Here is a 24,830-nt window from a genome sequence, read left to right as displayed (position 1 = left end):
AGCGGCGTGACCGCGGCGCTACCGCTGTTCCCGCTCGGCACCGTCCTGTTCCCGGGTCTGGTGCTGCCCCTGCACATCTTCGAGGAGCGATACCGCCAGCTCGTGCGCGATCTCGTCGCGCTCCCGGCCGACCAGGACCGCGAGTTCGGCGTCGTGGCGATCCGCAGCGGCTGGGAGGTCGAGCACGCCACCCCCGGCGGCGAGCCGGCCGTCGGGCTGACCACGAGCACCTCGCTGAGCCTGTACGACGTGGGGTGCAGCGCCCAGCTGCGCCAGGTGACCGAGCATCCGGACGGCCGCTTCGACATCGTGACCGTGGGCCGGCGCCGGTTCCGCATCCTCGACGTGGACACCACCACCGCCAGCTACCTCAACGCTCAGGTGGAGTGGCTGGACGAGGAGCCCGGCGAGCCGGGGCTGGCCGACGCGCTGGCACCGGGAGTGCTCGCGGTTTTCCAGCGCTACCTGCGGATGCTGCGCGGCGAGACGGCGACCGGCGAGCAGCTGCCCGACGACCCGAACGTGCTGTCGCACCTGATCGCGGCGACCGCCTCGCTGACCCTCGACGACCGGCAGAGCCTGCTCGCCCTGCCCGACACGGCCAGCCGCCTGCGGGCCGAGCGCACCCTGCTCAATCGCGAGGTGGCGCTGCTGGATCAGATCCGGGCGGTACCGGCGACCCTGGCGGAACTGTCGACGCCGTCGGCCCCGAACTGACCGCGTCGCCCGGCTGCTCCGGCCGGCGCAGGTCGGGCTCCACGTGGAAGGCCGCCAGCAGCACGTACACCATGGCCGCCGTGACCGCCTGCACCAGGACGGCGCCCTGTACCCGCGGCAGGAACCCGAACCACAGCCCGAAACTGCCCGAACGCACCGACGGCGGTCGCAGGATATGCGTACCGACCGGGGCGTGCGCGATCAGCTGCCGGTAGTGGGCGTACCCGATGTGGTGGCCCAGCCACGCGGTCAGTACCCCGCCCGCCACCGAGCCCACGACCAGGCCCAGCAGCATGAGCGGCCCGCGCCGGCGCCGGGCGAACGCCCAGACCGCGATCGCGGCGAGCAGCCCGACGGCGCAGGTGATCAGTACGTACCAGCCATCGGCGGCGACGAACCCCTCCGGCTCGGCCTGGACGGTCGTCGCTCCAGCCTCCGTCATCACGAACTCGACCTTCGGCGAGACCGCCCGCCACAGCAGGCCCAGCGGCAGCCCGAGCACGGTCAGCGCGATCGCGACGCCCGCCGCCAGGAGTCCCTCCCGCCGCAGCCCACGGTTGCGGGCCGGCGGGGGTGTCGGGTCCGGGAGCGGCTGCGGGGCGAGCAGTGGGGTCGTCACAGCGGCGATCCTGCCATGCCCGCTCCGCGTCGCCCAGCGGCGCTCCCCACCCGCCGACGGGCGGATCAGCCGACGGCCATGAGACGGCGTGGGTCAGCGGGCGAACGGCTCCACCATGGTGGCGACCGCGCGCAGCCAGGCGCGCTTCGTGGCCGGGTGCAGCATCCCGTACTCGATGTTGGAACCGGTCTCCAGCTGCGGGTCGTAGGGCACCACGGCGACCGCCCGGGTACGCCGCCCGAAGTGCTCGGTCAGGTCGTCGAGCAGCGGCGACTTGCCGGGCGTCGGGCACGACAGCAGCGTCACCGCGTTGCGGACCATGGATCCCAGACCGGCGTCCTCGAGCAGGTCGAGCATCCAGTCGGCGCTGAACGCGGCGTCCTCGCGTGGCACCGTGGTGACCACGAGCTGGTCGGACATCTGGATCACCGTGCGCCAGTTGGGGCTCTCCACGTTGTTGCCGGTGTCCACGCAGATCAGGTCGTGGGTACGGCACAGCAGCTCGAGCACCCGACGCACGGTGTACGGGTCGAGTTGCTGGGCGAAGCGCGGGTTCTCCTCGCCGGCCAGCACGTCGTAGGTGCCGTCGGAGGCGTGCCGCAGGTAGTCGTCGAGGCGGTCGGTCAGCTCGTACCCGCTGCACGCCTCGATCTCGACGAGGTCGGCGAGCAGGTGCCGGATGGTACGGGCGTGCCGGGCGCTGCCGGCGCGCAGGCCGAGCGTGCCGCGCAGCTCGTTGTCGTCCCAGGCGATCACGCCACGGCCGCGCACGCTGCCCGCGGTGGCGGCGGCGAGCACGGTCGCGGTGGTCTTGTGCACCCCGCCCTTGGGGTTGGCGAAGGCGAGCACCCGCGGGCCACCGAGGTCGGCGCGGAGCACCGTCGCCTGCCGGTCGACGTCGTCGGGGCTCGGCGCGGACTGCCACCGCAACGACGGCCGGCGGGCCGGGTCGACGCCGTCGGGTCGACGCACCGGTGCGGCGGACGGTGTGCGATCGACGTCGATGAGGACCTGCTCACCGGAGCGCCCGAGCAGCGCACGGTCGAGCAGTGACCGCCACCGCGGGGTCGGCTCGACGGACCGACCCCAGCCGGCCTCGGTGCGCTCCAACGCTCGCCCTCCTGCCACCTGCGTGTCGCCCCCATAGGCTACGGACTCGATCGATATCCGACCACACTCGAAATGTTCATACGGGCAATGTGACCCGGTGGGTTCAACGCCCCCCGACGGTCGGGGACGCTACCGGCGAGGCGGAGTTGTCCACCGGGCCGACCCGGTCGCGCTGTTCGGGCAGCGGCGGCAGGAACACCGCCCGGTCCAGCCGCCGCACCTCCGGTGCCGGATCCACCATTCGTACCTCGGCGCGGCCGGCCAGCCGGTCGAGTGCGGCCGGGGTGGCGCGCACCACGGCGGCGTACACGCAGGCGCAGTGCGCGCGGTACGCGGCGGCCTCCGTCGTGGCGATCTGCTGACCGGCCGTGTACACCGCCCGCAGGTCGTTCTCCTTCGTGCCGTTGCCGAGGCCGGTGACCAGCCGCCCGTAATCGGCCGCCTCGGACTCCTTGCGCGCGGCGACCCGGTCCATCCCGGCGACGACGTCGTCGGGTACCCGGTAGGCGTCCAGCCGCACGATCTGGGTCTGCAGCTGCGGCGCCGGTACCCGGGCGTACACCTGGGTCAGCGCGATCCCGTCGAGTACCGGGGAAAGCTGGTCGGGCGCCAGGTACCCGCGCAGGGTCACCAGCGCCACCACCTCGCCGGGCCCGCCGGGCTGGCCCGATCCGCCGGCCGCGACCAGCCGGGCCAGTTCGGCACGGCTGCGGTCGGCGTAGGCGGGCACCGAGTCGCCGTCGCCGACCCCGACGCGGACCACGTCACCACCGCCCGTGCCGCCGCCGGTGCCACCGGTCGTCCGCGACATCTGCCAGGCCGTCAGCGCGGTGACGGCGAGGGCGGCGAGCGCCGCCACCAGCACGAGGCCGCGTACCTGCCGGGCACCGCGGCGCAGCCGGGCCAGCACGCCGGCCGGCGACGGCCGCGGGTCACCAGCGCTCATGCCTGCCCGCGCAGCACCGACAGGGCGTGCGCCAGATCAGTCGGGTAGTCGCTGGTGAACTCGACGTACTCGTCGGTCGTCGGGTGCACGAACCCCAGCGACCGGGCGTGCAGCCACTGCCGGTCCAGCCCCACCCGGGCGGCGAGGGTCGGGTCGGCGCCGTACGTGAGGTCGCCGACGCACGGGTGGCGCAGCGCCGAGAAGTGCACCCGGATCTGGTGGGTACGCCCGGTCTCCAGGTGGATGTCGAGCAGGCTGGCCGCCGGGAACGCCTCGATCGTGTCGTAGTGGGTGACACTTGGGCGCCCGCCGGACACCACGGCCCACTTGTAGTCGTGGTGGGGGTGGCGGTCGATCGGCGCGTCGATGGTGCCGCGCAGCGGATCGGGGTGGCCCTGCACCACCGCGTGGTAGCGCTTGTCCACCTCGCGGGCCTTGAAGGCGCGCTTGAGCACGCTGTACGCCCGCTCGCTCTTGGCCACCGCCATCAGCCCGGTGGTGCCGACGTCGAGCCGGTGGACCACGCCCTGGCGCTCGGCGGCGCCGCTGGTCGCGATCGTGTGCCCCATCGCGGCGAGGCCGCCGATCACGGTCGGGCCGGTCCAGCCGGGGCTGGGGTGCGCGGCGACGCCGACCGGCTTGTCCACCACGACGATGTCGTTGTCGCTGTAGATCACGGAGAGGCCGGCCACCGGCGCGGGCTTGACCGGCGCGGGGGCTTCCGGCGACGGCAGGGTCACCTCCAGCCAGGCGCCGGCGGTGACCTTGTCCGACTTCGGCCGGGGCACCCCGTCGATCAGGGCGTCACCGGACTCGGCGATGGCGGCGGCCACCGTGCGGGACAACCCGAACAGCCGCGAGATCGCCTGGTCGAGCCGGAGGCCGTCGAGGCCGTCGGGCACGGGCAGGGAACGAACGTCAGCCACGGGCGGAGTCTGGCACAGTGACCTGGTCGCGTTCCCGGGCACGGGTACCGTCCATGCGCCGTCCGGTCAACTCGAGCAGCACGGCGAGCACCACGCCGACGCTCAGCGCCGAGTCCGCGACGTTGAACACCGGAAAGTACTGGGCGTTCGGGCCGAACACGCTGATCATGTCGACCACGTGCCCGACCATCGGGCCGGGTGCCCGGAAGATCCGGTCGGCCAGGTTGCCCAGCGCCCCGCCCAGGACCAGCCCGAGCGCGACCGCCCACGGCGCCGACCGCAGCCGCCGGGCCGTCCATCCGATCCAGCCCACCACGGCCAGCGTGATCATCGGGAAGACGAACGTGAACCGGGTGCCGAGGCTGAACGCGGCGCCGCTGTTGCGGATGAGGTCGAGGTAGACCACGCCGCCCAGCAGCCGCACCGGCTCCCGACCGGTCAGCGCGCTGACCGCCCACTGCTTGGTGAGCACGTCGAGCAGCAGCGCGACGGCGCCGGTCGCGGCGAGCACGGCGACCGCCCGGCGCGCGGCGACCGCCCGGCGCCCACTGGTGGTGCCGGCCACGGCCGTCTCGTCCGGCCGGTCGCCACTCGGCTCGTCCGCCCGCTGTGGGCTCCGGTCGGTGACCACCGTGTCCTCCCCGTTCAGCGCCGCTCCTCCAACTGCTTGCAGGTGACGCAGAGCGTAGCCGACGGGAACGCGGCGAGGCGCTCGACCGGGATGGTGTTGCCGCACCGCTCACAGAAGCCGTACGTACCGGCGTCCAGGCGCTCCAGCGCCCGCTCCACCTGGTTGATCCGCTCCAGGATGCTGTTGGCCAGCGAGATCTCCTGTTCGCGTTCGAACGTCTTGGTGCCGGTGTCGGCCTGGTCGTCACCGGCCGAGTCGGTCAACCGGTCGCGCTGCAACTCGGCGATCTCCGACAGGGTCTGCTCGTACTCCGTCTGCAGTTCGTCGCGGCGCTCGGACAGGGCGGCCCGGATCTTCTCGGTCTCCGCCGCCGAGCGCACACGCGGCGCCTTGCCCGTACCGGTCCTGGTCTCGCCCGTCTGGGTGGCGGTCTTGCTGTCGGCGGTCTTAGCCATAGTCGCTCCCTCGGCCGCGATGGTCGCGGCGGTTACCGGTGGCTGCGCAAGGGTTGGTGCGGATGTCCCGGCCGGCGCGGGGCGATGCCGTCGGGTCGTCGTGGTCGAGGACGCACCGGGGAGCGGCGCGACGCCCGGCGGGGAAGTCGTTTTGCTCACGCGTTCGGCCGTGGCTGTTCCGGTTCGGCGGCCGCCCGTCGTACCCTGCTCAGCAGGGCGGGTCCGCGCACCGACCCGCCGCGCCGAGTTCGCCTCAGCGGCCATGGCGTCCCCCCAGATGCAAAACGGGCGCGCGACGGGGGCCGCCGCGCACTCCAGAGAGTGGCAAGAATACGGAACGTGTGTACGTCCGACAAACGTGCCACGCGATAACGGCGGGTCGGGCTGCCACTTCCGGCAATGCCCGTGCACACCCCGCCTCAAGTTATCGGCGTTCCATACCCAACCGACCGCGCGTTCAATCCTTGACTGTCGGGAATCGGACTGCGCCGGGGGGAAACCTGGCCGTGCCGCGGCGGTTCACGGCCCACCCGCGGGTTCACGCAGCCGCCGTACCCGGTCCTCCAGGTCGGTAGGCGGCTCCGCCACGGTGAACAGCTTGTCCCGACTCGCCGCTCCGCTCCGCAGCGTCACCGCGGACGCGCGCAGGCCCAGCGCCTCGGCGAGGGCGCGCCGCGCCGCCTCGGTCGCCCGGCCGTCCACCGCGGGCGCGTGTACCGCCACGACCAACGCCGGACCGTACGGTCCGGCGTAGCCGCCGCCCACCCGGGTACGCGCGGAGCCGGGCTTGACCCGGACGGCGATCGTGACCACGTGCCTATTCTCACCCGGATCCGAAAAGTAGGGCCCTAGTCGCCTCACCATACTCAACGCGGCGCCTGGACCGTCGAGCATGCCGTCGTCGCCGGACTCGCCGCGGCGTGGATCGGCGGCCCCGCCCGCTGACGCTCGGCCTTGGCCAGGTACACGATCGGTAGTTGAGCAGTTGCCGATCGACGCGGTCGGCCTGCTCATCGTGGACGCCCGGAGCTGACGATCAGAGGCTCATCCGTACGGTCAGGAGCACATACCAGAGGATCACGGCGACGACGACGGAAGCGGCGGCGGCGAGCACGGTGAGGCGCCACATCGTCGGCCGGTCGCGTATGCGGGTCAGGACGGCGACCGTGGCGACGCCGAGGACCAGCTGTGCCAGCGACGGGACGAGCTTGGCCAGGCTGAACGGGTCCAGCGGCGCGTCCCAGACCGAGCTGTAGACGAGCGGGATGCTGATCGCCTCCCCGGACAGCAGGCCAAGGGTCGCGCCGATCGCGACCGAGCCCTGTGACGCCGGCGCGTGGCGGACGACGTGGCCCAGCCGTCCCAGCGTGCCGCCACCGATGAGCGCACCGGCGGTCCAGAATACGACCGACCGGCCGACCGATCGCAGCCCGGCCATCGTCGCCATCCCGTCCGCGCTGCTCAACGCGTCGACATACCAGCGTTGACCGGCGACGATGAGCAGGTAGTAGACGAACGTGGCGATCGTGAGCGCTGCCGCACCGGCCACGATCGAGGACCTCGGCCGCCGCGTCGTGTACCCGGCGACGAGGGCGACGAGCCCCCAGGCGAATCCTGAGCTGAACAGTGGGTTGACGTAGGGCGCCACCGAGTCGTCCAGCAGGTCGGGGAGGTACGCGGCGACGCCGAGGCCGGCACCGAGCGCCACGGGCACCCGGGCATTCACGCAGCGCTCTCCGCGTTCTCGGGGCAGTTCGGGTCGATGATCTGCCGGAAGCTTCCGGTGTCGCCGTTGCCGACGTCTGCGAGTACCTTGTCGCGCCGCTGCCGTTCGAGAGCATCACCCCGGCTAGGGCGGCGTCCCTGGACGGTGGATCGGTCGCGGCGAGATAGGTCCGTGCCCAGGTGCAGTGCCAGAACCAGGCCGCGTCCACCCGGCCCATGTTGATTTCGTACTTCATCGGGTGGCCGTCGACGGTGTCGGGGTAGCTCGGCGGCGCGGGCCAGTGCCAGCCCGGTGCGAGCTGAAGCGCCTCCGACTCCTCGCGATATTCGCTGACGGCGCGTTTGTCCGGGCCGTATCGCGGCTCCTCGGCCACGGCACATGCACTCGTCGACGCCAGCACACCGATGAGAACCGCGGCGGAACTCGGGCGGATAGCTTCTCGGCACGTCTCTCCTTACAAGTGACGAGCCTGACGAGTCAACCAACCTGGCTCCACTGAACCCGGGAAACATCAACCGCTCCGCGAAAGCGGGGGGATCTCAGTGGGAACGGGTCCGGCCGATGGAAGCGCGAACGCGTCCGTCTGACGGCGGCTGGCCAAGCAGGCGCCGCGCGAGGATCGGGGCATCCCATCCGCGGCAGTCGCCGTCCGATTCAGGAGATCTATCGTGCTTATCGCCATCGTCGACATCAGCACCGCTGCCACCGACCGCCCGGCCGCCCTCGCCCCGCTTGACCGCGAGCGCGACCGGGTGCGTGCCATGCCCGGCAACCTCGCCTTCCGGGTCTACGCCTCCCGCGAGGACGAAACCCGGATCACCATCGTCCACGAGTGGGACGACGAGGCGTCGTTCGAGGGCTATCTGAGGTCGGACTCCTTCGCGCGCTTCGGCGAGGTGCTCCGGCCGATCATGACCGGGGCGCCGGTGAGCCGGCGCTTCCGCGCCGAGTTGCTGGAGACGGCCGCCTGACCGGCATCGCAGTGGCGGACTCCTACGATCGCCTCGTGCGAGACCATCGATGACCCGCAAGGCGTACAGCTTCGTCCGCAGCTTCGCGGCGGAACCCGCTCGCGATCTCTGCGTGGACCGCCACTACCTGCTCTGCGCCTCCACCGGTGCCCTCCGGCTGGAGGCGCAGGGCCGGGCATGGTTGCTGCCACCGGCCCGGGCCGCTCTGATCGAGGCGGGCCGGCCGATCCGGGTGAGCATCCCGCAGCCGGCCACGACCGCGTCGGTGCTGTTCGACACCGGATTCGCGCCGGCACCGCCCGCACCGTTGACCGTGTTCGACCTCAGCCCTCTGGCGCGCGCCCTGGTGACCGAATGTGGCACGTGGGGCGACAGCGTCCAACCCCTCACGGCGTACGCCGAGACGCTGTTCGCCGCGCTCGCCGCGGTAACCTGGCGGCTCGCCGAGCAGCCGAGTCCGGTCGTCGTGCCGGTGGGGCGGTCACCGGAACTGCGCCGAGCCTTGGAACTGACCGAGGAGCGGCTCGGCGGTGAGGTCCACTTCGCGGACCTGGCGAACGAGGTCGGCCTCGCACCACGGTCGCTGGCCCGGCGGTTCTCGGACGAGACCGGCATGACCTGGCGGGCAGCCCTGCGCCGGATGCGGGTGCTGCGCGCGATCGAGGAACTCGCCGCGGGCGACACCCCGGTAACCACGATTGCGTTTCTGGTCGGCTACACCTCGCTGTCGGCGTTCAACGCCGCCTTCCAGGAGCTGACCGGCCGCACGCCCACCGAGTACCGGGCCAGCTTCCGGCCCTGACCGGACCAGGCCCGGCCGCCGCATAACCGCATCTGCCGCCGAGGGGGTGCCCGGTGCGGTTCAGGTCGCGTCTCCTGCAACGCGTACGTCTACGAGGCTGGTGGGTCGACCCACCTGCCGGGTCACCTCAGCCGAACCTTCAGCTGAGACCGCGGTGGGCGGCCCACAGCGCGCCGGCGCGGATGGCAACTTGGTCGACCAGAGCCACCAGCTCGGGCCTGTCGGGCACGGGGAACGAGACGTACGTGCCGCGGCCGCCGCCGGTCGGTCGGCCGTAGGACCGTAGGCCTTCGCCGCGAGGCGCCCGTCCGGGAGGAGTCGGACGTGGAGTGTGGTCAGGGTGAACTCGTCACCGCGTCGGGTGTCGGTCTGGTCCGCCCCTACTCGGCGCGGGCCCGCGCCGCGTCGGAGTCGGCGGCCTCCGCGAGCAGCGTACTGACGGGCTCGCACAGCCCACACGGGGTGAAACCCAGCTCGACCGCCTCGTGCACGGGCAGCGCCTCGCGCGGGCGGCTGAGCAGGTGCACGCACCCGGCCAGGTGGTAACGCGGCCGGCCGTCCACGACAAGTACCTCGGTGCTCATCCGGGCCAGCCGGGCCGCGTCGGCGGCCGACACCTGCTGGGCCACCGGCTCGTCCGCCGGCTCGTCGTCGTCGAGGTCGTCCGGGGCGGCCCCGTCCGGTGCCGCCCCGCCCGGCCGGGAACCGCTCGCGTCCGGCCCGCCGCCCTGCGCGGGAACGACCGACCGCGGCGTGGTTGCCGCCGGCTGCTGCGCGGCGACCAGCGGGCGGCGCGCCGCTCCGCCGTCGTCGGGGCGTCCGTCGGCGTCGGCCCGAGCGGCCGGGATCACCTGCGTGGACGGCGCATCCCGGTCCTGGCGGTGGTCGCCGGGTTCCGCGAGGTCGTCGGCCACCACGTCGTCGACGAGGTCGCGATCGTCGCCGAGGTCATCGACGAGGTCTCGATCGTCGCCGAGGTCGTCGGCCACCACGTCGTCGACGAGGTCGCGGCCGTCGTCCGGCCGCACCTGGTCCACGTTCGCCTTACGGCTACCCACCACGAGCGCGATCGCGGCGAGCAGGCTCGCCGCGATCGACCCCACGAGGTAGGCGTTGGAGCCGGCTGCCAGCCCCACCGCCAGGAGCACGATCGAACCCAGGATGAGCAGTAGACTTCCGACTATCACGGCCAGCCCTCCGGGGCAGTCGTCCCTGATCGGTCGGCTCGCCTAGCGAACGAACCTCGGATAGGCGACGGCACAGCGGCGTGCCGCGGGTGCGACGCGCCGCTGTGGGGCCTTGGTCAGCGCCCGCCGTCGATGCCGGAGTGGCCACCGTACGCACCGGCGAGCGTCGCCAGGCTACCGGAGTTGCCGCCGACCGACCGGCCGTTCTCGGCCCGGTTGAGGTCCGCCTCGAGCCCCTGGGCCCGGGCGCCCAGGTCGCGCAGCTGGCTCTCCAGGTAGGCCTTGAGGCGGGTGCGGTACTCGCGCTCGAACTGCTTGAGCTCCTCGATGTGCTTCTGCAGCGCGGTGCGCTTGGCGTCCAGCCCGGCGATCGCCTCCTGGTGACGCTGGCGGGCGTCCCGCTCCAGGGCGTCGGCCTTGGCCCGCGCCTCGCGGGTGACCTCCTCGGCCTTCGTCCGGGCGTCGGACAGCACATTGTCAGCTTCCCGGCGGGCGTCGTTGACGTGGTCGTCAGCCGTGCGCTGCGCCATCATCAGCACCCGCAGCGCCTGCTGCTCGCCGTCTCCGCCACCGACGACGGCTCCGCCCTGCGCGTGGATCTGGTCGAGCTCGGCCTGCATGCTGCGGGCCGCCTGCTCCGCCGCCACCTTCTCACGCTGGACACGGTCGAACTGGCTCTGCAGCTCCGCGAGCTCGGCGGCCAGGCGTGCGTCCGTGGCACCGCCACCGCCGACGCTGCGGCCACCGCCCCGCTCGGCCTGCGCCCGCAGTTCGTTGTTCTCCTCGATGAGACGGGCGAGTTCGCGCTCGACCTCGTCCAGGAAGGCGTCGACTTCCTCCTCGTCATACCCCCGCTTCCCTATGGGGGGCTTCTTGAATGCGACGTTGTGGACGTCGGCCGGGGTGAGCGGCATCGAAACTCCTCGGGTCAGTTGCGGCCGCGTGGCGCCGTCGTTACCGACTGTCAACGGACAGTCAGTAGATCAGGCGCCGTACCACGACGTTCATCAGCACGAACAGGATAACCAGCAGCACGAGCGAGGCTAGGTCCACACTCACCGTACCAATACGGAGCGGCGGGATCACTCGCCTCAACGCATTAAGGGGCGGATCGGTGACGCTCCAGACAACTTCGAGCGCCGCGGCCGCCCCACGTCCCGGGTGCCACCGGCGTCCGTACTGCAGCACCGCCCCCATCACGAACCTCGCCAGGAGGATCAGGAAGAAGGCGTACAGCAGCAGGTAGACGACCTGCATGGTGACCGAAAACACGATGGCCCGGACCCTCGCTCAGCTCTGGTTGAAGAACCCGCCCTCGGCGATCTTCGCCTTGTCTTCTGCCGTGACCTGGACATTGGCCGGCGAGAGCAGGAACACGCGGTTGGTGACGCGCTCGATCGTACCGCGAAGGCCGAATGCTAGCCCGGCGGCGAAATCAACCAGTCGTTTAGCGTCTGCCTCGTCCATTTCGGTGAGATTCATGATGACTGGTACGCCATCGCGAAAATGCTCACCAATGGTGCGGGCCTCGTTGTACGTGGTCGGGTGCAGCGTCGTGATCTGGTATCGACGCTCGTCCTCTTCTGCCTGAATCGCCGGACGCTCACTGACGCGCGGCGTGAGAGCCAGGTTCTCCCGGGTCGGGTAGCTTACCGTCGGCGACGCCGAGCGAGCGATGGACCGCACGGTCGACCGTTCGGCGCGGGCCTCCCGCTCGGCGGCCAGGCGCTCGCTGACCCGGGTCCGGGTCGAGGTGAGCACCTGCTCCTCCACCTCGTCCTCGTCGGCGAAGTCCTCGCCGTACCGGTAACCACGCTCGTCGTAGCCGCGCTCACCGTAGGCGCGCTCATCCTCGTCCTCCACGAGGCCGAGCCAGACCCCTGCCTTCCGCATTGCACCCACGCCGCGCCCCTTAAAGTTCATGCGGCACTGCCCCGTGCCGTACCCCCGACCCCCGCCGGCACCCGCCGGCGCCAGCGTCAAAACCACACTGGTGTAGTTTCGATGTCCCGTTGCCGAGGCTACCGCAGCGGCGGGCGTTTCCCGAGCAACGCGCTGCCGATCCGGACATGTGTCGCGCCTGCGGCGATCGCGGCTTCCAGATCGGTGCTCATCCCGGCGGAGACGACGGTGGCCGCCGGGTGTTCCCGGCGCAGCACGTGCGCCACCTCGGCGAGCCGGTCGAACGCCGACCGCGGATCCCAGCTCAACGGCGCGACTGCCATCACGCCGCGCAGGCGCAGCGCCGACGACCCGGCCACCGCCGCCACGACCCGGTCGAGGTCGCGCTCGGGTGTGGCGGCGCCGCTCACGGCCCCGCCGCGCTCCGGGTCGGAGTCCAGACTGACCTGCACGAGGACGTCCAACGGCCGCTCCCGGTACCGGGCCGCGGCCCGATCCAGCGCCGCCGCGAGCGGGACACTGTCGACCGAGTGCACCAGATCGGCGTACCCCGCGACCGACCTGGCCTTGTTGCGCTGCAACTGCCCGACGAAGTGCCAGCGCACCGGCACCCCGGCCGCGGCCAGTTCCGCGGCCTTCGGCGCGGCCTCCTGGTCCTTGTTCTCCCCGACGTCACGCACGCCGAGGTCGGCCAGGCGCCGCACGTCGCCGGCCGGGTAGGTCTTGGTGACCGCGACCAGCGTCACCTCACCCGGATCCCGACCGGCGTCCGTGCAGGCGGCCGCGATGCGGTCACGGACCTGCGACAGTCGCTGCGCCAACTCCGCGCGTCGCGGGTCGGCGTCGGAGTGCGCGGTAATGTCCATACCCCGTTTGTACTCAGGCGCCGTTCTTCAGGAAGTCGGGCACGTCCACGTCGTCGAAGAGCACCCGGCGGGGCGTGGCCGGCGGGGCCTGCCGCGCCGGGGCCGGGGTGGTCGGCTCGGTCGGCTGAGGCGCCTTGCGGGGCGGCTCGGCCGGCTTGTAGGCCGGCGCACCGCCGTCGAAGCCGGCGGCGATGACGGTGACCCGCACCTCGTCGCCGAGAGCATCGTCGATGACGGCACCGAAGATGATGTTGGCGTCGGGGTGCGCGGCGTCGGTGACCAGCTGCGCCGCGTCGTTGATCTCGAACAGGCCCAGGTCCGAACCGCCGGCGATGGACAGCAGGACACCCCGCGCGCCGTCCATGCTCTGCTCCAGCAGCGGGCTGGAGATGGCGGCCTCGGCCGCCTCCACCGCGCGGTTGTCGCCGCGGGCGCTACCGATACCCATCAGTGCGCTGCCCGCACCGCTCATGACGCTCTTGACGTCGGCGAAGTCGAGGTTGATCAGACCCGGCGTGGTGATCAGGTCGGTGATGCCCTGTACACCGGAGAGCAGCACCTGGTCGGCCTGGCGGAAGGCGTCCATCATGCTGATGCCCCGGTCGCCGAGGGCGAGCAGCCGGTCGTTCGGGATGACGATGAGCGTGTCGCACTGGTTGCGCAGCTCCTCGATACCGGCTTCGGCCTGCACCTGGCGCCGCTTGCCTTCGAAGGAGAACGGCCGGGTCACCACGCCGATCGTCAACGCACCGAGCTTGCGGGCGATGTTGGCGACCACGGGGGCACCACCGGTGCCGGTGCCGCCGCCCTCGCCACAGGTGACGAAGACCATGTCGGCGCCCTTGAGCACCTCCTCGATCTCGTCACGGTGGTCCTCGGCGGCGTTCTTGCCGACCTCGGGCTGGGCGCCGGCGCCGAGGCCCCGCGTCAGCTCACGCCCGACGTCGAGCTTGACGTCGGCGTCACTCATCAACAGGGCCTGCGCGTCCGTGTTGATCGCGATGAACTCGACGCCCTTGAGCCCGACCTCGATCATGCGGTTGACGGCGTTGACGCCGCCGCCACCGATGCCGACGACCTTGATGACCGCCAGGTAGTTGTGCGGGTGTGTCATCGGGACGTGCCTTTCCCTCGAGAATCGTCGGGTACCGGTCGGAATGAGGAGGTCCGCATCGGGTGCGGCCTTCACCGACGGCGTCCGCTTCGTGCAGACGGGGCGCGAGTCGCGAAACTCTCACCCTTTACTAGAGGCTTATAGTTATGTCAACTAATGCCTTGGGGAAAGGTATGTGCCGTCACCGCGTCATCCAAGGACCGGCGTCGGCGTGTCGCCGTCGGGTCATCCGTCAATAAACATCGGCGACGTTCCGCGATTCGCGGGCCGAACCGGTGACCACCGTCGACGACCGGCGGCGGGTCGCCGACGACCCGCCGACCGGGACCGCACGACCGGCCGGCGCCGAGGTGCCGACGGCCCGGACGACCGGCCGGCGAACCCGATCCGGCCGGTGGCTCAGCGGATCGTGACCACCGACGGCGCACTCACGTCCATCACCTTCTTGCCGGACGCCAGCAACGACAACGCCACCCGCGCCTTCGCGTCACTATCGGTCGCGTCGCCCCATACGATCTGCCGGCCGTCCCGCAACTCCAGGCGGATCCGGGCCGGTGCGTCGGCCACCAGCGCCGCCATGGGCTCCCGCAACCCCGCCGGCAACGTGGCGAGGACGGTCAGCGCGGCGCGCGTCGTCGGGTCGTTCCGGCCCGGGGCGGGCACCCGGACCACGGGCAACCCGGCCGGCGCCGCCGCGGCCCGGTCGAACACGGTCCCGGTGCGGTCGACGACCACGTAGCCGTCGCCCGCCGGTACGGCGGCGACCGGGGTGCGCTCGACGACCCGTACCACGAGGGTGCGCGGCCAGGACCGGGTCACCGTCGCCCGATCCACCGGGGCCAGCCCGCCGACCCGGCCGGAGACCGCGGCCAGGTCCACCCGCACCAGCGGTGTGCCGCGCGCCACCCCGGCAGCCGCGCGGACCTGCGCGGGCGTGACCAGCCGGGCGCCGGTCACCCGGACCTCGGCCACCCCGAGCAGCGGGGTGGCGTAGCCCACCCCGGCGGCGACCGCGAGGAGCATCAGGACGCCGGCCGCCACCAGCCACGGCCGGGCGGCGCGCAGCCGACGCTGGCGGGCCCGCTGGGAGAACCGGCGTACCGAGGGCGGAACGGCGTCCCGGCGCGCCCGGACCAGCCGCCACCTGCTGCTCAACTACTCCCCTACTCGGCGCGGGCGTGCCGCGCCACGTACCCGTTGCCAGCGGACTCGACCGACGACTCCAGCGCCGCGAGCAGCTGGTCGCCCATCAGCGAGATCGGCGGCGCGCCCATCGTCACGACCACGTCGCCCTCGCGCGCCCGGCGCACGACCTCGGCCGGCACGTCGTCCCAGTTGGGTACGAACGCCTTCCGGTCGTCGGGCAGGCCGACCGCCGCGGTCAGCGCGACGCCACCCTCACCCGGCTCGCGGACCTCGCCCGGGCCGAAGACCTCCAACACGATCGCCTCGTCGCCGATGGCCAGCGCCGCCGCGATCTCGGCCTGGTTGTCCCGGGTGCGGTAGACCCGGTAGGGCTGGAACACCACGATCAGCCGCCCGTCACCGGCGATCTCGCGCAGCGTGTTCATCGCGGCCGTCATCGACGTCGGGTGGTAGGCGTACTCGTCGTACACCCGCACGCCGGCGGCGATGCCCTTGAGCTCGAAGCGGCGGCGCACCCCGGTGAAGCTGTCGAGTGCCTCGACGATCTTCTCCGGCTCGACGCCCAGCCGCAGCGCGGTCAGCACGCCCGCCGCCGAGTTGATGCCGAGGATCCGGCCCGGTACCCGCAGCGAGAACTCCCCGAGCGACACGCCGTCCAGCGCCGCCATGTACCGCACGCCGGTGACCGACGAGACCACCTCGGTGATCCGCAGATCGGCGTCGGGGGCCTCGCCGTAGGTGTAGACGGTGATGCCCTCCGCCCGGGCCCGCTCGGCCAGCCGCCGCGCACCGGGATCGTCGGCGCAGGTGACCACGAACCCGTCCGGGTCGACCCGGCGGCAGAACTCGAGGAACCCGTCCTCCAGACCGGCGAGGTCGCCGTAGTTGTTGAGGTGGTCGGCGTCGATGTTGGTGACGATCCCGACGTGCGGCCGGTACACCAGGAACGACCGGTCGCTCTCGTCGGCCTCGGCCACGAAGTACTCACCGCTGCCGTGGTGCCCGTTGGAGCCGGTCTCGGAGATCTCACCGCCGATGAAGAACGACGGGTCCAGGCCGGCGTGCTGGAGGATCAGCGTCGTCATCGAGGTGGTCGTGGTCTTGCCGTGGGTGCCGGCGACCGCGATCGAACGCCGGCCGGCCATCGCCGCCGCGAGCGCCTCGGACCGGTGCAGGACCCGCAGCCCCCGCGCACGGGCCTCGACCAGTTCGAGATGGTCGGCGGGGATCGCCGTCGAGTAGACGACCGTGTCGACACCGTCCAGGTTGGACGATTCGTGTTGCATGTGGATGGTGCCGCCGAGGGCCCGCAGCCCGGCCAGCGACGGCCATTCCCGCAGCTCGCTGCCGGACACCGGGATGCCACGGGTCAGCAGCAGGCGGGCCAGGCCGCTCATGCCGACCCCGCCCACCCCGATGAGATGCACCTTCCCCAGGTCCTCCGCCGTCAGCTCGGCGAGCTGATCGGGCTTGGCCGCGTTCACTGACCCATCCCCCCCACCACTTCGTACATGAAGGCGCGCAGCGCCTCGTCACCGTCCCGGCGCCCATACGCCGCGGCGGCCCTGCTCATTGTCGCGAGGCGCGCCCCATCGCGGGCCAGCGGCACGATCGTCTGCTCGATCCAGTCCGGGGTCAGATCGCCGTCGTCGACGATCAGGCCACCCCCGGCGTTGACGATCGGCAGCGCGTTCCGGCGTTGCTCCCCGTTTCCGTAGGGTAGCGGCACGTAGACCGCCGGCACACCCAAGGCCGCGGTCTCCGCGCAGGTGATCGCTCCGCCCCGGCACAGGGCCAGATCGGCCACCGCGTACCCCAGCTCCATTTCGGACAGAAACTTGACGGTCACGTACGGCACCGGCAGGTCCGGCGGGATGTCGACCGGCTCGTTGCGGGCGCCGATGATGTGCAGCACCTGCACGCCCGCCGAGGTGATCGCCTTCGCCGCGCCGGCCATCGCGAGGTTGATCGACCGGGCACCCTGGGACGCGCCGAACACGAACAGCGTGGGCAGGTCCTGGCGCAGCCCGAAGTGGGCACGGGCCTCGGCGCGGCGTTCGGCGCGGTCGAGCGTGGTGATCGACCGCCGCATCGGCACGCCGGTCACCCGGGCCTGGCGCAGCGCCGGCACCTGCTCGACCTGGTGCGGGAAGCCGACGGCGACGTCGCGAGTGAACCGCATGCCCATCCGGTTGGCCACGCCCGGCGGCACGTTCACCTCGTGGATCACGATCGGCGTCTTGCGGCGCCACGCCGCGAGGTAGGCCGGGACCGAGACGTAGCCGCCGAACCCCACCACGACGTCGGCGGAGACCTCGTCGAGGACCGCCCGGGTCGCCCGCGCGGCCCGCCACATCCGGTCCGGGGTCCGCATGAGGTTCATGTTGACCGACCGCGGCAGCTGGTACGCCGGAACGATACGCAGGTCGTACCCGCGCGGCGGGATCAGCTCGTTCTCCAGGCCCTTCGAGGTGCCCAGGCACGTGATGCGCAGCCGCGGGTCGTGCTCCCGCAGGCAGTCGGCGAACGCCAGCAACGGATAGATGTGCCCACCGGTGCCTCCACCGGCAAGCACCACCGACCGCACGGGCTGACCTGCCATCTGCGCTCCTCCCCTTCGGCTAGCGGTTCCGTCCGCTGCCGTTCGCTCGTCCGCCGACATCGGCGCGCGCCCCCGCCCGGCCGGAAGCCCCGGCACGCTGCCCGCGAGAGCCCGGTGAACCGGCACTCTGCCCGCGAGAGCCCGGTGAACCGGCACCCTGCCCACGGGCGCCGGTCGAACCGGCACTCTGCCCGCGAGAGCCCGGTGAACCGGCACTCTGCCCACGGGCGCCGGTCGAGCCGGCGCGTCGCCTGTTGCCACCGCGCGGCAGCGGTGGCAACGGCGCCCAGACTAGCTGTACCCACCGGCGCGGTGGACGGGCGTGCAGGGCCCGCGCGGCGTCGGGCTCGGCGCGCGCGAACGACGTCAGGATGCCCGCCGCGGCCAGTGCCACGACCAGGGCGGTTCCGCCGGCGGAGATGAACGGCAGCGGCACCCCGGTCATCGGCATGACGCCGATCACCCCGCCGATGTTGATCACGGACTGGCCGACCAGCCAGCACGTGATGCCGGCGGCGACCAGCCGGCGGAACGGGTGCTCGACCCGGCTGGCGATCCGCAGCCCGGTGTAGGCCAGCACCCCGAACAGGGCCAGCAGCACCACGCAGCCGACGACGCCCAGCTCCTCGCCGACCACCGCGAAGATGCTGTCGTTGTGGCCGTTGGGCAGCCAGCCCCACTTGAGTTCGCTCTTGCCGAGGCCGACGCCGAACCAGCCGCCGTTGGCGATCGCGTACAGGCCCTGGAAGAACTGGTAGGCGCCCCTGGTGCGGTCGGCGTGCTCGGGGTCGAGGAACACGGTGAGCCGCTCCGCGCGGTAGGAGGCCGTCGTGATGAGCACGGTCATGCCGACGGCGGCGCCGCCGAACAGCAGCGCGAAGATCCGCTTGCGTACGCCGGCCGCCCACAGCACGCCCAGGAACAGCACGAACAGGCAGGTCATGCTCCCGAAGTCGCCGTAGCCGACCAGTCCGAACAGCAGCAGCGCGACCGGGAACAGGGGGGTGATCAGCTCCCGCCAGTTGACGATCTTCGTACCCTTGCGCGCCAGGACGTCGGCCGACCACAGCACCAGGCCGAGCTTGGACATCTCCGACGGCTGGAGCTGGAACCCGCCGATGTACAGCCACAGGTCCTCGGCGTACAGCGGGCCGACGTACACCGGCACCCATTCGCTGCCCGGCGGCGTGTTCAGCGCGGTCAGGAACGCCAGGACGTCGGTGAGGGCGACCAGGACCAGGCAGCCGATCACGGCGACCCGGCTGACCGCCCGGTAGGTGCGCATCGGCAGCCGCTGGCACACCCAGAACGCGACCAGCCCCACGACGGCCCACAGCGCCTGCTTGGACACCGACGTGTACGCGCTGCCGCTCTCCTTGTAGTTCTCCACGCTGGTGGCGCTGAAGACCATGACCAGCCCGAAGATCAGCAGCAGCCCGACACTGGCCAGCAGCAGGTAGTACGACGCCAGTGGCCGATCGAGCAGCCCCCGCAGGACGGCCAGACGCCCGGCCACCAGGCGACCCGCCGCCGGTGCGGATGCGGGTCCGGCCGTGGCGGGGACCTTCCGGTCCTCGACGGTCGTGTCGGTCTTCACGCCACCCCTTCGGTACTGCCGGTCTACCTGCGGTCCGCGACCCCGCCGGCCTGGACGTCCGGGGACTCCAGCGCGCGGACCGCCGCCGCGAACGCCGCGCCCCGCTCGGCGTAGCTGGCGAACATGTCCAGCGACGCCGCCGCCGGGGCGAGCAGGACCGTGTCCCCCGGGCGGGCCAGCGCCGCCGCGGCGGATACGACCTCGGCCATCGCCCCATCATCGGCCCTGGACACCTGGACCACCGGCACCCCGGGGGCGTGTCGCGCGAGCGCCGCGGCGACCTGGGCGCGGTCCACCCCGAGCAGGACCGCGCCGACCAGCCGGTCGGCGACGGTCGCCACCAGGTCGCTCACGTCCACGCCCTTGAGCTGGCCGCCCGCGATCCACACCACCCGCGGGTACGCCGTCAGCGAGGCGGCCGCCGCGTGCGGGTTGGTGGCCTTGCTGTCGTCGACGTACGCCACGCCGGCGACCGTGGCGACATGGGCGTTGCGGTGGGCCTGCGGCACGTACCCGGCGAGGCCGGCATGCACCGCGGCCGCGTCGACCCCGTACGCGCGGGCCAGCGCCGCGGCGGCCAGCGCGTTGGCCACGTTGTGCGCCCCCGGCGGACGGATCTGGTCGACCGAGGTCAGCTGGACACCGTCGTGCACCAGGAACCCGTCGACCACCCCGAGCTGGCCCGGCCCCGGCTCGCCCAGCGTGAAGCCGATCCGGCGGCCCTCGACCCGGGCCAGCATCGCCGCGACCCGCGGGTCGTCGAGGTTGCCCACGGCGACCCCGCCGGCCGGGGCCGACCGCCAGACGGCCGTCTTGGCCCCGGCGTACGCGTCGAAGCCGCCGTGCCAGTCGAGGTGGTCGTCGGCCAGGTTGAGCAGCGCACCGGCCTGCGGCGCGAGCGTCGACGACCAGTGCAGCTGGAAGCTGGACAGCTCGACGGCGAGCACGTCGTAGTCGGCGGCCGCCCCGGTGGCCGCGAAGACCAGCGGCTCACCGATGTTGCCCAGCGCCGCCGTGCGCCGGCCCGCCGCGGCCAGGATCGCCGCCAGCATCGTCGTCGTGGTGGTCTTGCCGTTGGTACCGGTGATCGCCAGCCACTCCGGCGACTTGGGGCCGCGCAGCCGCCAGGCCAGCTCCGGCTCGCTGTACACGTCCAGCCCGGCCGCGGTCGCCGCGGCCGCGAGCGGGTGGTGCGGGGCGAACCCGGGCGAGACCACCACGTCCGTCACGCCGTCGAGCAGGTCCAGGCCGGCGCCGACGACGCCCCGGGCGCCGTCGGCCCGCAACCGCTCGAGCGCCGGGCCGTCCGCGCGGTCCACGACCGTCACGTCCGCCCCCGCGGCCAGCAGTGCCCGTGCCGAGGCGGCGCCGGCCACCCCGGCACCGGCGACCAGCACCCGCCGACCCGCGTACTCGAACCCGCCCTCGCTCGGCACGGTCACGCTCCCTTAGTCACGACCCGCAGGAAGTCGGCGTAGAACAGGCCGATACCGATGGCCACCCCGAGCCCGGCGATGATCCAGAACCGGACGACGATGTTGACCTCGCTCCAGCCGGCCAACTCGAAGTGGTGCTGCAACGGCACCATCCGGAAGATGCGCCGGCCGGTCAGCCGGAACGAGCCGATCTGCATCACCCAGGTGATCGTGATGATGACGAACAGCAGGCCCAGGATGGGTACGAGCAGCACGGTGTTGGTGGCGTAGGCCAGGCCCGCGATCAGCGAGCCGAGCGCGAGCGCACCGGTGTCGCCCATGAAGATACGGGCCGGTGACGTGTTCCACCACAGGAAGCCGGCCAGGGCCCCGGCCGCGGCGGCGGCGATGATGGCCACCTCCAGCGGGTCGCGCACGTTGTAGGAGTACGGGGCGCCGACCGAGTACGCCACGTCGCCCTGCCAGTGGCGGTACTGCCAGAAGCCGATGATCGCGTACGCCCCGATCACCATCACCGAGGCACCGGTGGCCAGGCCGTCGAGGCCGTCGGTGAGGTTGACCGCATTGGACATCGACATGACCACGAAGATGAACAGCAGGACCGCGCCGGCCTTGCCGATCTGCAGCCAGTAGATCTCCTTGACGAACGACAGGTACGTGCTGCCCACGGTGACCGGCCGCAGCCGCTCCCCGACGCCGTCGAAGGTACGGGGGAAGTTCAGCGCGACGACGCCGAAGACCGCGCCGACGAGCGCCTGGCCGATCAGCTTGCCGCGCTTGTTGAGCCCCAGGCTGTTCTTCTTGCTGACCTTGAGGTAGTCGTCGATGAAGCCCAGCGCGCCGGTGCACAGGAACAGGCCGAGCAGCACCACGCCGGTGACGGTCGGCCCGGCCGGGATCAGCCGCTGCTGCTCGTCCGGCAGCGTGCCGAGCACCACGTGCCCGGCGATGTACGCGATGACGGTGGCCATGATGAACGCCACCCCGCCCATCGTCGGGGTGCCCTTCTTGGCCAGGTGGGGCGGGACCGGCCCGTCGGACCGGATCGGCTGGTCGGCGCGCAGCCGCGTGAAGACCTTGATCGCGATCGGGGTGAGCAGGATCGACAGGATGAACGCCGCGAACGCCGCGACGATGACAGCCCTCACGCCACGCCCTCCGCTGCGCCGGTCGCCGCGCGCAGGGCGTCGGCCACGTCCCAGGTCCGGTAGCGCGATCCCTTGACCAGCACCACGTCACCCGGTCGCAGCTCGTCACGCAGGACCGCGACGGCCGTGTCCTGGTCGGTCACGAGCACAGACTTCCCTCCCCAACTTGCGTTCGCCTCCGCGCCGGCAGCGATCGGCGCGGCCGGCTCACCCACCACCAGGAGCAGGTCGACACCCAGCTCGGCGGCCAGCCGCCCGACCTCTTCGTGGCCGGCGCGCTCGTACTCGCCCAGCTCCGCCATGTAACCCAGCACCGCGACGGTGCGCCGGTCGCGGCCCATCTCGGCCAGCGCGCGCAGGGCAGACCCGGTCGACGACGGGTTGGCGTTGTACGAGTCGTCGATGACCGTGACACCGTCGGCACGGTCGAACACGTCCATCCGCCGGCTCGACACCAGCCCCGCCTCGCTCAGCGCGGCCGCCACGTCCGGCAGCGCCATGCCCAGCGACAGTGCCACGGCAGCGGCGAGCAGCGTGTTGCCGACCTGGTGGCGGCCGGCGACGCCGAGCCTGACGTCGGCCCGTTCGGCGCCGGCGACGAGCTGGTAGCCGGCCCGGCCGCGCTCGTCGAGGACGACGTTCTCGGCGCGTACCGCGGCGTCGTCGGCCTCACCGGCGAGGACGACCCGCCCGGGCGCCCGGGCGGCCATGGCCCGTACCCGCGGGTCGTCGGCGTTGAGCACGGCGAGGCCGTCCGGTGACAGCGCGGTGACCAGCTCGGACTTGGCGACCGCGATGCGGTCGACCGAGCCGAACTCGCCCAGGTGCGCGACGCCCACGTTGAGCACGACGCCGATGTCGGGGCGGGCGATGTCGCACAGGTACCGGATGTGACCGGCTCCCCGGGCGCCCATCTCCAGCACCAGGTACCGGGTGTCGGCGGTGGCCTTGAGCACGGTGTAGGGCAGCCCCAGCTCGTTGTTGAACGAGCCGGCGGGCGCCACCACGGCACCTCGGTGCGCGAGCGTCTGGGCGATGAGGTCCTTGGTCGTGGTCTTGCCGGACGACCCGGTGATGCCGACGACGGTCAGCCGGGGCAGCCGGTCGCGCACCGCCCGGGCGAGCCGGCCCATGGCGGTCAGCGCGTCGGGCACCACGAGCATGGGCACGCCCTGGACCGGGCGGCTACCGAGCACCGCGACGGCCCCGGCGGCCAGCGCCACCCCGGCGTAGTCGTGCCCGTCGACCTTCTCGCCAGGGAAGGCCACGAACAGCCCGCCCCGCGACACCCGGCGCGAGTCGAACTCGACCGGGCCGGTCACCCGGGCCTCCGGGTCGGCGCCGGCCAGCTCAGCACCGGTGATCTCGGCGATCTCGGCGAGGGTCAGCGGGATCACCGGTCACCTCCCGGTCCGCCTCCGCCGGCCGGCGGTCCGAACCTCGCGGTCAGCGCCGCCGCCAACTCGTCCCGGTCGTCGAACGGGTACACCTCGCCGTCTACCTCCTGTCCGCGTTCGTGCCCCTTGCCCAGCAGGGCGACCACGTCCGAGTCGGCCGCGCGTCGCACCGCCTCCTCGATCGCCACCCGCCGCCCGGCGACCTCGATGACCTCCGCCGAGCCCTCGGCCCGGGCCGCGACCAGCAGCTCGGCCCGGATCGCGGCCGGGTCCTCGGTACGCGGGTTGTCGTCGGTGACGATCACGACGTCGGCATCGGCCGCCGCGCCCTTGCCCATCAGCGGGCGTTTGGCCCGGTCCCGGTCGCCACCGGCGCCGATCACACAGATGACCCGGCCACCGCGACCGGCCGCCAGCTGCCGCAGCGCGCCCAGCACCTCGACCACGGCGTCCGGCTTGTGCGCGTAGTCCACGACGCCCAGCACCGGCCCCGGCGCGGCGACCCGCTGCATCCGGCCCGGTACGCCCGGGCACGCGGCGACGCCGCGCGCGGCCAGCCCGGCGTCGACGCCGACTGCCACCAGCGACGCGATCGCCAGCAGTGCGTTGGCGACGTTGTGCCGCCCGGGCAGGGCCACCCCGGCGTCGACGGCGACGCCGTCCGGCCCGTGGGCGACGAAGCGCTGACCGAAGTCCTCCTCGGTCAGGTCGGAGGCGTACCAGTCGCCCCGGGTGAGCGAGTACGTCACGGTGCCCGGACGGATCAGGCGCTGGCCGTACGCGTCGTCAGCGTTGACGATCTCGACCGCGCACCGGCCGTCGAAGAGCCGGGCCTTGGCGGCGAAGTAGTCCTCGACGTCCGCGTGGAAGTCCAGGTGGTCCAGGCCGAGATTGGTGAAGCCGCCGACCGCGAAGCGCACCCCGCCGACCCGGCCGAGCGCCAGCGCGTGGCTGGAGACCTCCATGACCACCGCGTCGACCCCGCGCTGGTGCGCCACGGCGAGCGCGGCGTGCAGGTCGGTCGCCTCCGGTGTGGTGCGGGCACTGTCGACGACCAGGTCGCCGAGGCGGGTCTCGACGGTGCCGATCAGGCCGGTGCGCAGCCCGGCAGCGGCCAGGCCCGACTCGACGAGATAGGCGGTCGACGTCTTGCCCGCCGTACCGGTGATGCCGATGATCTTCAGCCGCCGGCTGGGGTCGCCGTAGATCCGCGAGGCGACGACGCCGAGTACCGCACGGGGGTCGTCGACCACGAGCGCCGGCAGCCCCGCCACGCGGGCGGCGTCGGCGCCGGCCGGATCGGTGAGGACCGCGACGGCGCCGGCGGCCGCGGCGGCCGCGACGAACTCGGCGCCGTGCCGGCGCGCACCGGGCAGGGCGGCGTAGAGGTCACCGGGGCGGACCGCGTCACTGGCGTGGGTGATCCCCGTGACGCTGACCTGCGCGGAAGCCTCTCCAGGTACGGCCAGCAGCGCACCCAACTCTTCCAGTCGGGTCGCCGGCACGTCGTGGGGGCGGGGGTAGCCGGGCAC

At 72.5% G+C, this 24,830-nt stretch carries 24 protein-coding genes and 1 pseudogene; 3 read left to right on the top strand and 22 right to left on the bottom strand.

All coding sequences use genetic code 11. The features are described from left to right. The first annotated feature begins 6 nt into the window (after positions 1-6). Positions 7-717, top strand: coding sequence for an LON peptidase substrate-binding domain-containing protein (locus tag ACNTMW_RS12540; RefSeq protein WP_426633639.1), 711 nt, complete (start codon positions 7-9; stop codon positions 715-717). Here the strand turns inward: ACNTMW_RS12540 and ACNTMW_RS12535 are convergent. From ACNTMW_RS12535 to ACNTMW_RS12500, 8 genes and pseudogenes are all read right to left on the bottom strand, one after another. Next, the gene (locus ACNTMW_RS12535; RefSeq protein ID WP_426633638.1) at positions 632-1,336 is read right to left on the bottom strand and encodes a DUF2567 domain-containing protein; all 705 of its coding nucleotides are present in this window, start codon (positions 1,334-1,336) and stop codon (positions 632-634) included. The genes ACNTMW_RS12540 and ACNTMW_RS12535 overlap by 86 nt on opposite strands. A gap of 93 nt (positions 1,337-1,429) precedes the next feature. Then, positions 1,430-2,227, bottom strand: a pseudogene (locus tag ACNTMW_RS12530) (MinD/ParA family ATP-binding protein); the annotation flags it as partial. A gap of 322 nt (positions 2,228-2,549) precedes the next feature. Then, complete coding sequence (locus ACNTMW_RS12525; protein ID WP_426633636.1) at positions 2,550-3,392, bottom strand: hypothetical protein; 843 nt, start codon at positions 3,390-3,392, stop codon at positions 2,550-2,552. Continuing rightward, complete coding sequence (locus tag ACNTMW_RS12520; RefSeq protein WP_426633635.1) at positions 3,389-4,318, bottom strand: RluA family pseudouridine synthase; 930 nt, start codon at positions 4,316-4,318, stop codon at positions 3,389-3,391. Before ACNTMW_RS12520 ends, ACNTMW_RS12525 begins: the two co-directional genes overlap by 4 nt. Next, the gene (gene lspA, locus ACNTMW_RS12515; protein WP_426633738.1) at positions 4,311-5,000 is read right to left on the bottom strand and encodes a signal peptidase II; all 690 of its coding nucleotides are present in this window, start codon (positions 4,998-5,000) and stop codon (positions 4,311-4,313) included. Before lspA ends, ACNTMW_RS12520 begins: the two co-directional genes overlap by 8 nt. After that, complete coding sequence (locus ACNTMW_RS12510) at positions 4,964-5,404, bottom strand: TraR/DksA family transcriptional regulator (protein ID WP_426633634.1); 441 nt, start codon at positions 5,402-5,404, stop codon at positions 4,964-4,966. The genes lspA and ACNTMW_RS12510 overlap by 37 nt, the downstream gene beginning before the upstream one ends. Before the next feature lie 519 nt (positions 5,405-5,923). Beyond that, positions 5,924-6,268: a DUF167 domain-containing protein gene (locus ACNTMW_RS12505; protein WP_426633633.1), complete on the bottom strand. Its 345-nt coding sequence runs from the start codon at positions 6,266-6,268 to the stop codon at positions 5,924-5,926. Positions 6,269-6,440: 172 nt separating this feature from the next. After that, positions 6,441-7,130: a DUF6518 family protein gene (locus tag ACNTMW_RS12500; protein WP_426633632.1), complete on the bottom strand. Its 690-nt coding sequence runs from the start codon at positions 7,128-7,130 to the stop codon at positions 6,441-6,443. A gap of 668 nt (positions 7,131-7,798) precedes the next feature. Between ACNTMW_RS12500 and ACNTMW_RS12495 the strand changes: the two genes are divergently transcribed. Together ACNTMW_RS12495 and ACNTMW_RS12490 are read left to right on the top strand one after the other, a co-directional pair. Beyond that, the gene (locus ACNTMW_RS12495) at positions 7,799-8,101 is read left to right on the top strand and encodes a putative quinol monooxygenase (RefSeq protein WP_426633631.1); all 303 of its coding nucleotides are present in this window, start codon (positions 7,799-7,801) and stop codon (positions 8,099-8,101) included. Between the two features lie 49 nt (positions 8,102-8,150). After that, the gene (locus ACNTMW_RS12490; protein WP_426633630.1) at positions 8,151-8,903 is read left to right on the top strand and encodes a helix-turn-helix domain-containing protein; all 753 of its coding nucleotides are present in this window, start codon (positions 8,151-8,153) and stop codon (positions 8,901-8,903) included. A gap of 380 nt (positions 8,904-9,283) precedes the next feature. Here the strand turns inward: ACNTMW_RS12490 and ACNTMW_RS12485 are convergent, their stop codons facing one another. The 14 genes from ACNTMW_RS12485 to ACNTMW_RS12420 all read right to left on the bottom strand — a co-directional run bounded on the left by ACNTMW_RS12485 (position 9,284) and on the right by ACNTMW_RS12420 (position 24,830). Beyond that, entirely contained in the window at positions 9,284-10,090 is an 807-nt protein-coding gene (locus ACNTMW_RS12485) for a hypothetical protein (protein ID WP_426633629.1), read from the bottom strand. Positions 10,091-10,206: 116 nt separating this feature from the next. Beyond that, positions 10,207-11,004 (bottom strand): DivIVA domain-containing protein, encoded by a 798-nt coding sequence (locus tag ACNTMW_RS12480; RefSeq protein WP_426633628.1) that lies wholly within the window; start codon positions 11,002-11,004, stop codon positions 10,207-10,209. 61 nt (positions 11,005-11,065) lie between these two features. Beyond that, entirely contained in the window at positions 11,066-11,347 is a 282-nt protein-coding gene (locus ACNTMW_RS12475; protein ID WP_426633737.1) for a YggT family protein, read from the bottom strand. A 33-nt stretch (positions 11,348-11,380) separates the two neighbouring features. Beyond that, positions 11,381-11,992 (bottom strand): cell division protein SepF, encoded by a 612-nt coding sequence (locus tag ACNTMW_RS12470; RefSeq protein ID WP_426633626.1) that lies wholly within the window; start codon positions 11,990-11,992, stop codon positions 11,381-11,383. Positions 11,993-12,111: 119 nt separating this feature from the next. Further along, the gene (locus ACNTMW_RS12465) at positions 12,112-12,858 is read right to left on the bottom strand and encodes a YggS family pyridoxal phosphate-dependent enzyme (protein WP_426633625.1); all 747 of its coding nucleotides are present in this window, start codon (positions 12,856-12,858) and stop codon (positions 12,112-12,114) included. Between the two features lie 13 nt (positions 12,859-12,871). Continuing rightward, positions 12,872-13,972 carry a cell division protein FtsZ gene (ftsZ, locus tag ACNTMW_RS12460; RefSeq protein WP_426633624.1) on the bottom strand — a complete coding sequence of 367 codons (1,101 nt, stop codon included), beginning with the start codon at positions 13,970-13,972 and terminating at the stop codon, positions 12,872-12,874. Positions 13,973-14,371: 399 nt separating this feature from the next. Next, positions 14,372-15,127, bottom strand: a complete 756-nt coding sequence (locus tag ACNTMW_RS12455) for a cell division protein FtsQ/DivIB (RefSeq protein WP_426633623.1) — start codon at positions 15,125-15,127, stop codon at positions 14,372-14,374. A gap of 8 nt (positions 15,128-15,135) precedes the next feature. Next, complete coding sequence (murC, locus tag ACNTMW_RS12450) at positions 15,136-16,602, bottom strand: UDP-N-acetylmuramate--L-alanine ligase (protein ID WP_426633622.1); 1,467 nt, start codon at positions 16,600-16,602, stop codon at positions 15,136-15,138. Then, a complete protein-coding gene (gene murG, locus ACNTMW_RS12445) occupies positions 16,599-17,720 on the bottom strand; it encodes an undecaprenyldiphospho-muramoylpentapeptide beta-N-acetylglucosaminyltransferase (RefSeq protein ID WP_426633621.1) in 1,122 nt (373 codons plus the stop codon). Before murG ends, murC begins: the two co-directional genes overlap by 4 nt. A gap of 19 nt (positions 17,721-17,739) precedes the next feature. After that, entirely contained in the window at positions 17,740-19,317 is a 1,578-nt protein-coding gene (locus tag ACNTMW_RS12440; protein ID WP_426633620.1) for an FtsW/RodA/SpoVE family cell cycle protein, read from the bottom strand. A gap of 23 nt (positions 19,318-19,340) precedes the next feature. Then, entirely contained in the window at positions 19,341-20,753 is a 1,413-nt protein-coding gene (murD, locus tag ACNTMW_RS12435; RefSeq protein ID WP_426633619.1) for a UDP-N-acetylmuramoyl-L-alanine--D-glutamate ligase, read from the bottom strand. 2 nt (positions 20,754-20,755) lie between these two features. Further along, complete coding sequence (mraY, locus tag ACNTMW_RS12430; protein ID WP_426633618.1) at positions 20,756-21,901, bottom strand: phospho-N-acetylmuramoyl-pentapeptide-transferase; 1,146 nt, start codon at positions 21,899-21,901, stop codon at positions 20,756-20,758. Continuing rightward, positions 21,898-23,298, bottom strand: coding sequence for a UDP-N-acetylmuramoyl-tripeptide--D-alanyl-D-alanine ligase (locus tag ACNTMW_RS12425; RefSeq protein WP_426633617.1), 1,401 nt, complete (start codon positions 23,296-23,298; stop codon positions 21,898-21,900). Before ACNTMW_RS12425 ends, mraY begins: the two co-directional genes overlap by 4 nt. Further along, positions 23,295-24,830: a UDP-N-acetylmuramoyl-L-alanyl-D-glutamate--2,6-diaminopimelate ligase gene (locus ACNTMW_RS12420; RefSeq protein WP_426633616.1), complete on the bottom strand. Its 1,536-nt coding sequence runs from the start codon at positions 24,828-24,830 to the stop codon at positions 23,295-23,297. The genes ACNTMW_RS12425 and ACNTMW_RS12420 overlap by 4 nt, the downstream gene beginning before the upstream one ends.

This window comes from Planosporangium spinosum (assembly GCF_049999945.1).
GTDB classification, from domain to species: Bacteria; Actinomycetota; Actinomycetes; order Mycobacteriales; family Micromonosporaceae; genus Planosporangium; species Planosporangium spinosum.
This window is presented reverse-complemented; position numbering and strand designations above follow the sequence as displayed.

Excerpts from the sequence above, each read along its gene's own strand:
- ACNTMW_RS12525 (WP_426633636.1), bottom strand. The coding sequence starts at position 3,392 with ATGAGCGCTGGTGACCCGCGGCCGTCGCCGGCCGGCGTGCTGGCCCGG.
- ACNTMW_RS12510 (WP_426633634.1), bottom strand. The coding sequence starts at position 5,404 with ATGGCTAAGACCGCCGACAGCAAGACCGCCACCCAGACGGGCGAGACC.
- ACNTMW_RS12505 (WP_426633633.1), bottom strand. The coding sequence starts at position 6,268 with ATGGTGAGGCGACTAGGGCCCTACTTTTCGGATCCGGGTGAGAATAGG.
- ACNTMW_RS12490 (WP_426633630.1), top strand. The coding sequence starts at position 8,151 with ATGACCCGCAAGGCGTACAGCTTCGTCCGCAGCTTCGCGGCGGAACCC.
- ACNTMW_RS12480 (WP_426633628.1), bottom strand. The coding sequence starts at position 11,004 with ATGCCGCTCACCCCGGCCGACGTCCACAACGTCGCATTCAAGAAGCCC.
- ACNTMW_RS12475 (WP_426633737.1), bottom strand. The coding sequence starts at position 11,347 with ATGCAGGTCGTCTACCTGCTGCTGTACGCCTTCTTCCTGATCCTCCTG.
- ACNTMW_RS12465 (WP_426633625.1), bottom strand. The coding sequence starts at position 12,858 with ATGGACATTACCGCGCACTCCGACGCCGACCCGCGACGCGCGGAGTTG.
- ftsZ (WP_426633624.1), bottom strand. The coding sequence starts at position 13,972 with ATGACACACCCGCACAACTACCTGGCGGTCATCAAGGTCGTCGGCATC.
- murG (WP_426633621.1), bottom strand. The coding sequence starts at position 17,720 with ATGGCAGGTCAGCCCGTGCGGTCGGTGGTGCTTGCCGGTGGAGGCACC.